This window comes from Chimaeribacter californicus, assembly GCF_002858675.1.
In the GTDB taxonomy this organism is placed as follows: Bacteria; Pseudomonadota; Gammaproteobacteria; order Enterobacterales; family Enterobacteriaceae; genus Chimaeribacter; species Chimaeribacter californicus.
The window spans coordinates 110,684-122,297 of the sequence record NZ_PJZF01000012.1 but is presented as its reverse complement, the minus strand read 5'-3'; the positions used below and the strand labels follow the sequence as shown (position 1 = coordinate 122,297).

At 60.4% G+C, this 11,614-nt stretch carries 7 protein-coding genes; 5 read left to right on the top strand and 2 right to left on the bottom strand.

All coding sequences use genetic code 11. The annotated features are described in order from the left end of the window. Positions 1 to 271 precede the first annotated feature (271 nt). The 5 genes from CYR55_RS14440 to CYR55_RS14420 all read left to right on the top strand — a co-directional run bounded on the left by CYR55_RS14440 (position 272) and on the right by CYR55_RS14420 (position 9,113). Complete coding sequence (locus tag CYR55_RS14440; protein WP_101816955.1) at positions 272 to 1,015, top strand: 1-acylglycerol-3-phosphate O-acyltransferase; 744 nt, start codon at positions 272 to 274, stop codon at positions 1,013 to 1,015. 142 nt (positions 1,016 to 1,157) lie between these two features. Then, positions 1,158 to 2,579: a cell division protein FtsP gene (gene ftsP / locus CYR55_RS14435; RefSeq protein WP_101816953.1), complete on the top strand. Its 1,422-nt coding sequence runs from the start codon at positions 1,158 to 1,160 to the stop codon at positions 2,577 to 2,579. Between the two features lie 145 nt (positions 2,580 to 2,724). After that, a complete protein-coding gene (locus CYR55_RS14430) occupies positions 2,725 to 5,157 on the top strand; it encodes a DmsA/YnfE/YnfF family dimethyl sulfoxide reductase (RefSeq protein WP_101816951.1) in 2,433 nt (810 codons plus the stop codon). 109 nt (positions 5,158 to 5,266) lie between these two features. Beyond that, the gene (locus CYR55_RS14425; RefSeq protein WP_101816949.1) at positions 5,267 to 7,405 is read left to right on the top strand and encodes a YgiQ family radical SAM protein; all 2,139 of its coding nucleotides are present in this window, start codon (positions 5,267 to 5,269) and stop codon (positions 7,403 to 7,405) included. 379 nt (positions 7,406 to 7,784) lie between these two features. After that, positions 7,785 to 9,113 carry a PTS sugar transporter subunit IIC gene (locus CYR55_RS14420; protein ID WP_101816947.1) on the top strand — a complete coding sequence of 443 codons (1,329 nt, stop codon included), beginning with the start codon at positions 7,785 to 7,787 and terminating at the stop codon, positions 9,111 to 9,113. 60 nt (positions 9,114 to 9,173) lie between these two features. Here CYR55_RS14420 and dkgA read toward each other — a convergent pair whose 3' ends face one another. Both dkgA and CYR55_RS14410 read right to left on the bottom strand, forming a co-directional pair. After that, positions 9,174 to 9,992 (bottom strand): 2,5-didehydrogluconate reductase DkgA, encoded by an 819-nt coding sequence (gene dkgA, locus CYR55_RS14415; RefSeq protein WP_101816945.1) that lies wholly within the window; start codon positions 9,990 to 9,992, stop codon positions 9,174 to 9,176. A gap of 356 nt (positions 9,993 to 10,348) precedes the next feature. Continuing rightward, complete coding sequence (locus CYR55_RS14410) at positions 10,349 to 11,602, bottom strand: porin (protein WP_101816943.1); 1,254 nt, start codon at positions 11,600 to 11,602, stop codon at positions 10,349 to 10,351. Positions 11,603 to 11,614: the final 12 nt, after the last annotated feature.

The following is an 11,614-nucleotide window of genomic DNA, read 5'->3' as shown; positions in this document are numbered from 1 at the left end:
AGGGAGCAGGGCGGCACAAAAAGTGCCAAGCCTCTCTTCTCTGACGTTTTTTTCGGTGAATATTCATTGTATGCATTAATATAGCCGTTGTATCACCCCGGTGAACGTTTTGGCGGCCACCGGTGCACGCGTTATCAGTGAACATCGGGTGAGCAGGGCACCTTCTTCGCTACAAAGAAACCCCGCTGTTTCATCAGGAAGCAAGGAGACCGGCACTCAGTGCAGACCGCCACCGCGCGGCAGAGGCCGGATATACGCTAAAGAGGTTGTTATGTTGTTGATTGTGCGTACCATTTTGGCCGTAGTGTATTCACTGCTGGTCTGTATTTTCGGATCGATTTTTTGTCTTTTCAGCCCGCGTGATCCGCGCCACGTGGCCCGTTTCGGCCACCTGTTCGGGCGGATGTCCACCCTCTTCGGGATCACCGTTGAGAAGCGCCTGCCGCCGGGCGCAGAGCAGTACGGCAACTGCATCTATGTTGCCAACCACCAGAATAACTACGACATGGTCACCGTCTCCAGCATGGTGCAGCCGCGTACCGTCACCGTGGGTAAAAAGAGCCTGTTATGGGTGCCGTTCTTTGGCCCGCTCTACTGGCTGACCGGTAACCTGCTGATTGACCGTGACAACCGCGCCAAAGCGCACGGCACCATCTCGCAGGTGGTGGAGCAGTTTAAAAAACGCGATATCTCCATCTGGATGTTCCCGGAAGGCACCCGCAGCCGCGGCCGCGGCCTGATGCCGTTCAAGACCGGTGCGTTCCATGCGGCGATTGCCGCCGGTGTGCCGATCGTGCCGATTTGCGTTTCCAATACCCACGGTAAAATCAACCTGAACCGCTGGTCAAACGGGCTGGTGATTATCGAAATGCTGCCGCCCATCGAGACCACCGGTTACGGCAAAGATCGCGTTCGTGAACTGGCCGAGCTTTGCCGGGCACAGATGCAGGCTAAAATTGCCGAACTGGATGCGGAAGTCGCCCAGCGCGAAGCCGCCGCCAAAAAAGGCAACTAGCCCGGCGGCACACGCGCCGCCCACTGTTATGCCCTTCCGGCCTGGGGATCAGGCCTGCGTGCAGCCCGTCGCTGCGCCATTTTCACCCGGCCTGTGGCCGGGTTTTGCACACAGTCTTGATATTGCTTTTCATGGAGAAGATATGTCACTCAGTCGGCGTCAGTTTTTACAGGCATCGGGTATGGCACTGGCTGCCGGTACCCTACCGCTGAGGGCAGAGGCGGGCACCGGCGGCGCGCAGGTGGCGCTGCCGGTGCCGCCGTTGCTGGAATCCCGCCGCGGGCAGCCGCTGTTTTTAACCCTGCAACGCGCCCACTGGTCATTTACCGGCGGGGCCAAGGCCAACGTCTGGGGCATCAATGGGCTGTATCTCGGGCCGACGGTGCGCGTCTTCAGCGGTGATGACGTCAAACTGATCTACAGCAACCGGCTGGCGGAGCCGGTGGCGATGACCATCAGCGGCTTGCAGGTACCGGGCACGCTCACCGGCGGCGCCGGGCGCATGATGTCGCCGGGCGTGGACTGGTCGCCGGTGTTGCCGATCCGCCAGCCCGCCGCCACCTGCTGGTACCACGCCAACACGCCGAACCGCATGGCCCCGCACGTCTATAACGGGCTGGCCGGGCTGTGGCTGGTGGAAGACAGCGTCAGCAAAGCCCTGCCGCTGCCCAGCCACTACGGGGTGGATGACTTTCCGGTGATCCTTCAGGACAAGCGGCTGGATAACTTCGGCACCCCGGAGTATGACGCCCCGGCACAGGGCGGCTTCCTGGGGGATAACCTGCTGGTTAACGGCGTCGAAAGCCCGTATGTCGAGGTGTCACGCGGCTGGGTGCGCCTGCGCCTGCTCAACGCCGCCAACTCCCGCCGCTTTATGCTGCAAATGAGCGACAACCGGCAATTCCACGTGGTGGCCGCCGATCAGGGCTTCCTGCCTGCGCCGGTGGCGGTGTCGCGCCTGTCGCTGGCCCCGGGCGAACGCCGGGAGATTCTGGTGGATATGTCGCAGGGTGATGAAGTGTCGATCACCGCCGGGGAGTCCGCCGGGATCATGGACCGGCTGCGCGGGCTGTTTGAGCCGTCCAGTATTCTGATCTCCACGCTGGTGCTGACGCTCAAACCCACCGGCCTGCTGCCGCTGGTCACCGATAACCTGCCGATGCGCCTGCTGGCCGATCAACTGCTGGAAGGCAGCGTGGTGCGGTCGCGGGAGTTCCGGCTGGGCGACAATCTGGCCGGGATCAACGGCGCCATCTGGGACATGAACCGCATCGACGTGCAGGCGCTTCAGGGCACCTGGGAGCGCTGGACGGTACACGCCGACATGCCGCAATCTTTCCATATTCAGGGCGTGTCGTTCCTGGTGAAAAGCGTCAACGGCGGCCCGCCGCTGGTGGAAGACGCCGGGTTCAAAGACACGGTGTGGGTAGATGGCGAGGCCGAGCTGCTGGTCTACTTCAACCAGCCGTCGTTTGAGCATTTCCCGTTCCTTTACCACAGCCAGACGCTGGAGATGGCCGACCGCGGCTCCGCCGGCCAGCTGGTGGTACAGCCCTCCGTCTGATTTTCCCTCTGCGGCAGTGCGATCCCGCCCTGCCGTTTTGATATTTCCCTGTGCCTGATCCCCCTCCGCTTGATAAAAAGCAAGATCGCGTTGCGCCGTTTTTGTTACTCCAGCCCACAGGCTGATAACCAGAAGGCGAAACATGATGAACCACGACGAACACGCCGCACCCGGCGGTGTCACCCGCCGCACGTTGCTCAAGGGCAGCGCCCTGAGCGCCCTGACCTTTGCTGCCGGGGGCGTGCCGTTGCCCTTTGCCCAGGCGCAGGCTGCGCCGCCGGCCCGCATCCCCGATGAACGGGTGGTCTGGAGCATGTGCTCGGTGAATTGCGGCAGCCGCTGCGCGCTGCGGCTGCATGTGCAGGATGACGAGGTGGTCTGGGTTGAGACCGACAACACCGGCCAGGACAGCTATGGCGACCATCAGGTACGCGCCTGCCTGCGCGGGCGCAGCATCCGGCAGCGCATGAACCACCCGGCGCGCCTCAACTATCCGATGAAGCGGGTCGGCAAGCGCGGCGAGGGCAAATTCAAACGCATCAGCTGGGACGAGGCGCTGGACACCCTGGCGCAGCGGCTCAGGCACACGGTGGAGACGTACGGCAACGAGGCGGTCTACATCAATTACTCGTCCGGCATTGTCGGCGGCAACATCACCCGCTCCTCGCCTTACGCCTCGCTGGTGGCGCGCCTGATGAATTGCTATGGCGGCTTCCTCAGCCATTACGGCACTTACAGCACCGCCCAAATCGCCGCCGCCATGCCCTACACCTACGGCAGCAACGAGGGCAACAGCACCTCGGACATCGTCAACAGCACCCTGGTGGTGATGTTCGGCAACAACCCGGCGGAAACACGTATGAGCGGCGGCGGTATCACCTACCATCTGCAACAGGCGCGTGAACGCAGCAATGCGCGGATGATTGTGATCGATCCGCGTTACACCGACACCGCCGCCGGGCGTGAAGATGAGTGGATACCGATCCGCCCCGGCACCGATGCGGCGCTGGTGGCCGGGCTGGCGTATGTGCTGATCACCGAAGATCGGGTCGATCAGGCGTTCCTTGACCGTTACTGCGTCGGCTATGACGAAAAGACCCTGCCGCCGGAGGCACCGGCCAACAGCCACTATAAAGCCTATATTCTCGGGCAGGGCGAGGACGGCACCGCCAAAACCCCGGCGTGGGCGGAGCGCATTACCGGCATTCCGCAGGCGCGCATTATTCAGCTGGCGCGTGAGATCGCCCAGAGCAAGCCTGCCTGCATTGTGCAGGGCTGGGGGCCGCAGCGGCAGGCCAACGGCGAACTGACGGCGCGCGCCATCGCCATGCTGCCTATTCTCACCGGCAACGTCGGCATCCCCGGCGGCAACAGCGGCGCGCGCGAATCCACCTACACGATGACCATTGAGCGGATGCCGGTGGGGGAGAACCCGGTGAAAACCAGCATCCCGGTGTTTGGCTGGACGGACGCCATCCAGCGCGGTACGGAGATGACGGCGCTGCGCGACGGCGTGCGCGGCAAACCTGCGCTCACGGTGCCGATCAAATTCATCTGGAACTATGCCGGTAACACGCTGATTAACCAGCATTCGGACATCAACCGCACCCATAAGATTTTGCAGGATGACCAGCGCTGCGAAACCATCGTGGTGATTGATAACTTTATGACCGCCTCCGCCCGCTATGCTGACCTGCTGCTGCCCGACCTGATGACCACCGAGCAGGAAGACATTGTGCCGAACGACTACGCCGGGAACATGGGCTACCTGATTTTCGGCCAACCGGCGACCACGCCCAAATTTGAACGGCGCAGCATCTATGCGATCCTGACCGGCGTGGCCGAACGGCTGGGCGCTGATGTCGCGCAGCGCTTCACCGAAGGGCGCAGCCAGGCCGACTGGTTACGCTATCTCTATGGCAGGATGCAGGAAAAAGATCCGCTGCTGCCCGGTTACGATGCGCTGAAAGCGATGGGCATCTATAAGCGGCGTGACCCGGCCGGGCACTACGTGGCGTATCAGGCGTTCCGCCACGATCCGGTTGCCAACCCGCTGAAGACCCCGTCCGGCAAAATCGAGATCTATTCGGCGGCACTGGCGGAGATCGCCGCCACCTGGGCGCTGAAACCGGATGAGGTCATCAGTGCGCTGCCCATCTACCACCCGGCGTTTGAGGGCTGGGACGATCCGCAGTTCGCTGACTGGCCGTTGCAGCTGTTCGGCTTCCACTATAAGGCCCGCACCCACTCCACCTACGGCAATATTGCGCTGTTGCAGGCGGCGGCGCGGCAGGAAGTCTGGATCAACCCGCTTGACGCCGCCGCCCGGCAGATTGCGCAGGGCGATCTGGTGCGGGTATTTAACGCACGCGGCGAGGTGCGGCTGCCGGCCAAAGTCACGCCGCGCATCATGCCGGGCGTCACCGCGATGGGGCAGGGCGCATGGCATCAGGCCAACATGGCCGGTGACAAAATTGACCACGGCGGCTGCATCAACACCCTGACCGGCCTGCGCCCGTCCCCGCTGGCGAAGGGCAACCCGCAGCACAGTAACCGGGTGCAGATTGAGAAGGTGTAGGCAGGCGGCAGAGAATTATTGATCCAGGCCAGGAAAAGGGCGAATAGGCCGCAGCGACGGCGGCGCGTTCCCTATAATTTCGCCCCTTTTCCCCTGCTGCGAGTTGCCCATGCCTGCCACCTGTCTGCTGCGCCCTGAACGCGACCTTTTTTCTTATCCCCGTTATTGGGCCGAATGCTTCGGCACCGCGCCCTTTTTGCCGATGAGTCGCGATGAGATGGACGCGCTCGGCTGGGACAGCTGTGACGTTATCCTGATCACCGGCGACGCTTATGTTGACCACCCGAGCTTCGGCATGGCGATTGTCGGGCGGCTGCTGGAGTCGCAGGGGTTCCGCGTCGGCATCATCGCGCAGCCGGACTGGCACAGCAAAAACGACGTTATGCGGCTCGGCAGGCCGAACCTGTTTTTCGGCGTCACTGCCGGCAACATGGACTCGATGATCAACCGCTACACCGCCGACCGCAAACTGCGCCACGATGACGCCTACACCCCCGGCAACCTCGGCGGCAAACGGCCCGACCGCGCGACGCTGGTCTACAGCCAGCGCTGCAAAGAGGCGTACCGGGAGGTGCCGGTGGTGCTGGGCGGCATTGAAGCGAGCCTGCGCCGCGTGGCGCATTACGATTACTGGTCAGACAGCGTGCGCCGCTCGGTGCTGGTGGATGCCAAAGCCGATCTGCTGATTTACGGCAACGGCGAACGGCCGCTGCTGGAGGTGGCGCACCGGCTGGCTGCCGGGGAGCCGGTGACCGCGCTGACCGATGTGCGCAACACCGCCGTGATGTGCCGCCAGCCGCCGCCGGGCTGGCGCGGGGTGGACTCCACCCGGCTGGACACCCCCGGCCGTATCGATCCGTTACCTCACCCGTATGGCGGGGCAGAAGGGTGCGGGGAAAACAACGACGCCGCCCAGCCGGTAACGGTGCGTGCTGCCCCGGCAAAGCCGTGGGAAAACACCTATGTGCTGCTGCCCTCGTATGAAAAAGTGAAAGCGGACAAGGTGCTCTACGCCCACGCCTCGCGCATTCTGCACCATGAAACCAACCCCGGCTGCGCGCGGGCGCTGATGCAGAAACATGGCGATCGCTACGTCTGGATCAACCCCCCGGCAATGCCGCTGAGCAGCGAAGAGATGGACAGCGTCTTCGCGCTGCCGTTCCGCCGGGTGCCGCACCCGGCCTATGGCAACGCACGCATCCCGGCCTATGAGATGATCCGCTTTTCGATCAACATCATGCGCGGCTGTTATGGCGGCTGCTCTTTCTGCTCGATCACCGAACATGAGGGGCGGATCATCCAGAGCCGCTCTGAAGACTCCATCGTGCAGGAGATCGAAACCATTCGTGACAGCGTGCCCGGCTTCACGGGCGTAATCTCCGACCTCGGCGGACCGACCGCCAACATGTACCAACTGCGCTGCCGCTCACCGAAAGCGGAGCAGAGCTGCCGTCGCGCCTCCTGTCTCTACCCGGAAATCTGCGCACACATGAACACCGATCATCAGCCGACCATCGATCTCTACCGGCGCGCCCGCGCCCTGCCGGGCATCAGGAAAGTGCTGATCGCCTCCGGGGTACGGTACGATCTGGCGGTAGCGGATCCGCGCTACATCCGTGAACTGGCGACCCACCATGTCGGCGGCTACCTGAAAATCGCCCCGGAACACACCGAAGCGGGGCCGCTGGCGATGATGCTGAAACCCGGCATGGGCAGCTATCACCGCTTTAAAGAGCTGTTCGATACCTACTCGCGGCAGGCGGGGAAAGAGCAGTACCTGATCCCCTATTTTATCGCGGCGCACCCCGGCACCACCGATCTGGACATGGTGAATCTGGCGCGCTGGCTCAAGCAACAGCGCTTCCGCCTGGATCAGGTGCAGAACTTCTACCCGTCGCCGCTGGCGACCTCCACCACCATGTACCACAGCGGCAAAAATCCGCTGACGAAGGTGGCCTATAACAGTGCCGATGTCACGGTGCCGCGCGGCGATCGCCAGCGCCGCCTGCACAAAGCGCTGCTGCGCTACCACGATCCGGCCAACTGGCCGCTGATCCGGCAGGCCCTGGAAGAGATGGGGCTGAAACAACTGATCGGCCCACGGCGTGAGTGCCTGGTACCGGCCGCAACCCTGGCCGAACAGCGGACGGCAAAAACGGCCTTGCGCCGTACCCAACCGGCGCTGACCCGGCATAGCGCCAATCAGGCCCGCCCGGCCGCCAAACCCGCCGGCCGCAGAATGAAATAGGGCGGCGGGGATTTTGCGAGCCGCCGCGCAACGCCTGAAATCGCGGCTGTCACACCGTCAGAACAATTCTGGATCTGACTCACAGAACCCGCTAAAAACGGCAACCGGTTACTGAAACCGGTTGCAGCCCTGTTGTTTTACTGACCATACTTCACTGCACCGGCTGCCGTTCCCTGTTCTTGGTTGGCAGCAAAAAAATCACCCCAAGCCTTTCATTATGAAATGGAATTCCAATAAAAACCGGCATGGGTATGCATCACTTTTTTCTTGCCTGTCAACACCATACTGCCCTGCCTTCCAGTAGGGCAGGTTCGTGATGAAACATGGGTGATTCCGCCGAGCGGGATCGTATCTCTGTCCGGTTCAGAGGGTTGAATACATGAGCGTCAGCCAGTCTATCTTCAGCTTTATTGAAACACGCATCAGCCCGATTGCGGGCCGGCTTTCCACCCAGCGCCATGTGATGGCGATCCGGGACGGGTTTATCTCGGCGATGCCGTTTATGATCGTCGGTTCATTTTTACTGGTGTTTGCTTACCCGCCTTTTTCGGCCGAAAGCGGCTGGAGCCTGGCGCGCTGGTGGCTGGCCATTGCCGGGAATTACGAAACTGAAATCCTGACGCCGTTCAATATGACGATGGGGATTATGTCGATCTACATCACCGCCGCCATCGCCTATAACCTGGCGCAGAGCTATAAGCTCGACCCGTTTATGGCAGCGATGCTGGCGCTGATGTCCTTTTTACTGGTGGCGGCCCCGCAGGTGGATAAGGCACTGCCGACCGGCGCGCTGGGCGGCATCGGCATCTTCACCGCCATTCTGGTGGCGCTCTATACCACCGAGCTGGTGCGGCTGCTCAAGCACTACAACATCGGCTTCAGCCTGCCCGATCAGGTACCGGCCAAAATTAAACAATCTTTTGATTTGCTGATCCCGATTCTGGTGGTGGTGCTGACCCTCTACCCGCTGAGCCTGCTGATCCAGGACCAGTTCCAGATGCTGCTGCCACAGGCGATTATGGCGATCTTCCAGCCGCTGATCTCCGCGGCGGATTCGCTGCCGGCCATTTTGCTGTCGGTGCTGCTGGCGCACCTGCTCTGGTTTGCCGGTATTCACGGGGCGGTGATTGTCTCCGGCATGTTGCAGGCGTTCTGGCTGACCAACCTGGGGGTTAACCAGAGTTCACTGGCCGCCGGGCTGCCGATGCCGCACATCTTTATGGAGGCGTTCTGGTCATTCTTTATTGTGATTGGCGGCTCCGGGGCCACCTTTGGGCTGGTGCTGCTCTACCTGCGCAGCCGCAGTGCGCACCTGCGGGCAATCGGCAAACTCAGCCTGGTGCCGAGCGCGTTCAACATTAACGAGCCGGTGATCTTCGGCACGCCGATAGTGATGAACCCGACGTTCTTCCTGCCGTTTATCGTCGCGCCGCTGGTGAACTCGGTGATCGCCTATGCCGCTGTAAAAATGGATTTGATTGGCCGGGTTATTTCCGTGGTGCCGTGGACGGCCCCGGCACCTATCGGTGCCGCCTGGGGCACGGGCTGGGATTTGCGCGCCGCGCTGCTGGTGGTGGTGCTGGCACTGGTGTCCGCCGTGGTCTATTACCCGTTCTTTAAAGTCTATGAAAAACAGCTGCTGCAACAGGAAGCCGAAGAGGCCGCGGTGGCCCAGGAGGAAGCCGGCACCGCCAGCGCCGCCCATTAAGGGCCGCAGGGAATAAAAAAAGAGCCTCCAAGGAGGCTCTTTTTACGTGTGTCACCGGCGTTATTTGGTGTCCGGGTCCGGGCCGAGGCGTTTGCCGCTGTCGAGTCTGGCGATCTCGCTCATCTCCTCTTTCTCCAGGCGGAAATCAAACACATCGAAGTTTTCCACGATGCGTTTTGGCGTTACCGATTTCGGGATGACAATCAGGCCGCTGTCGAGGTGCCAGCGGATGACGATCTGCGCCGGGCTTTTTTCGTACTTCTCGGCCAGCTTCATGATGATCGGCTGGTCAAACACCCCTTCACCACCCTGGGCCAGCGGGCTCCAGGATTCTGTGGCGATATTGTGCGTGGCGTTCCAGGCGTGTAACGGGCGTTGCTGCATCAGCGGGTGCAACTCAATCTGGTTGATCACCGGCGCGCTGCCGGTTTCATCCAGCAGACGTTGCAGGTGTGGGATGTGGAAGTTACAGACCCCGATACTTTTGGTCAGCCCCTGTTCTTTCAGTTTCAGCAGCGCTTTCCAGGCATCAACATAGTTATCCTGTTTCGGCTCCGGCCAGTGGATCAGGTAGAGATCCACATAATCGAGTTTTAAACGCGCCAGGCTCTTTTCCAACGCCGCCTGCGCGTTTTGCTGGTCGTCATTCCACAGCTTGGTGGTGATGAACAGCTCCTCACGCGGCACCGAGGCTGACTGAAGCGCATTGCCGACCCCTTCCTCATTTTTGTAGATCATCGCGGTATCAATATGGCGATAACCGGTCTCCAGGGCTTTCTCAATGGCGACGAGCACTTCTTCGTTGCTGGCCTGCCAGACGCCAAGGCCCAGTTGTGGCATCAGGTTGCCATCGTGCAGTTTGATGATGGGTTGCGTCATGGGTATCTCCTTATGCGGGTTTCCCGTGTGGAACACGGAACAGAGTGCGGATGACCTATTAGTGTAGTCAAGATGGTATGACTTGCTGTGGTGGTTGGTGCCCGTAACGGACAGCGTCAGATTGCCGGTGTGCGCATAGGGCAGAGATTGACTGGAGGGGCCAATTACGCCGTTTCACGGCATAAAAAAACGCCGGTTCACGGCATAAAAAAACGCCGGTTCGCAGCATAAAAAAACGGCGCCACAGAGAGCGCCGTAAAATAAATCAAGGAAAAATAACAGTGGTTATTGTTAATACCGTTATGAGGGTAACGGGCACTAACCTGGTTATTTACGTCATCAGAAATGGTATTTCATCAGAAGTAAATGCGCATACCGGCAGCGATACGGTTGTCATCACCTACCGTAGCGAAATCATGTTTCACGTTATTAGCGTCAGTCCATTTTTCAGACTCGGTGTCGATATAGGCATATTCACCCCACACCACGACGTTTTTGGTGAAGTAGTAATCGGTACCGATCACGTATTTCTGTTCTTTCCAGTTATACAGCTCGTCATCAGCGTCTTTCAGGTAGTAACCGCCGTAGATGCTGCTGTCGCCGTCATAGGCCCATTTCACGCCCAGACCAAACAGGTTCACAGTGGCGGTGTCGCCTACGTAGAACAGCGCTTTATCGGCGTTCTGGTTGCCGTCGTAGCCTACGTCGCCGGAAATCACGTTATCCATATAGACCTGGCCGACGTCGATGGCGAAGGAGAGGTTGGTGGGTTTGTGGGTCAGCTTACCGGCCAGGCCCCAGATTTGCTCGGTGCCGTCTTCGCCGTCATAGTCACTGCCGTTAGAAACCGCCGTATAATTATAGCCCGGCACACCCTCTTGACCGGCCAGCGTTGCGCCATTTTCATCCAGATGGGCATAGCCATAACCGGCACCCACGTACATATCCAGGTTGTCGGTACCAAAGTTGTAGAACGCCGCCAGCGTGTAGGCGTTTTGCAGGCCGGTATCGCCGTCATCCGTTTCGGTCTGCATCGTGTAGGTGCCGCCGAAGCTGAAGCCGTCGAAGTCGGCACTCATGATGCGGATGGTATTGGAAACGCGGGAGATGAACTCATCTTCCCCGGTGCCGGTGCCGCTGGTACGGCCGATAAAGCCGCCGTTATAGGCACCGAAGCCCATTGCGCCGCCGTACTCATAGGTGAAGTCAGACCGTGCCATGTCATCGAACGGGGAGGTGACGCGGCCGAAGGTCAAATCACCGATGCCGTCCATACGGAAACCGGCCCAGCCCTGGCGGTTCGCCATTTCGAAATCGCCTTCGCCTTTCTGGGTATCGTTACCGAATTCCAGATAGCCGATGCCGTGTGCCTGGCCCTGGTTAAAGGCGTGGTCAAAGCTGAAACCGAAGCGGGAATCCTGGTCTTTCAGCTGGGTGGAATCTTTACCCGGATTATATTGATCGCGGGAATCGGAGTTTTCCATCATTAACCGGATGGAGCCGGTGAAATCAATTTTGGTGCCTTCGTTGTCGTACAGATTAGTGGCCTGTGCACCGGCAGTTGCCAGCATCAGGGGAAGCGCCATTGCTATCAAATTTTTCTTAAACATAGGAGATCCTTT

Bases quoted from the DNA above. Each gene is read 5' to 3' on its own strand.
- dkgA (WP_101816945.1), bottom strand. From the start codon at position 9,992: ATGACGCAACCCATCATCAAACTGCACGATGGCAACCTGATGCCACAA.
- ftsP (WP_101816953.1), top strand. From the start codon at position 1,158: ATGTCACTCAGTCGGCGTCAGTTTTTACAGGCATCGGGTATGGCACTG.
- CYR55_RS14425 (WP_101816949.1), top strand. From the start codon at position 5,267: ATGCCTGCCACCTGTCTGCTGCGCCCTGAACGCGACCTTTTTTCTTAT.
- CYR55_RS14420 (WP_101816947.1), top strand. From the start codon at position 7,785: ATGAGCGTCAGCCAGTCTATCTTCAGCTTTATTGAAACACGCATCAGC.
- CYR55_RS14440 (WP_101816955.1), top strand. From the start codon at position 272: ATGTTGTTGATTGTGCGTACCATTTTGGCCGTAGTGTATTCACTGCTG.
- CYR55_RS14430 (WP_101816951.1), top strand. From the start codon at position 2,725: ATGAACCACGACGAACACGCCGCACCCGGCGGTGTCACCCGCCGCACG.
- CYR55_RS14410 (WP_101816943.1), bottom strand. From the start codon at position 11,602: ATGTTTAAGAAAAATTTGATAGCAATGGCGCTTCCCCTGATGCTGGCA.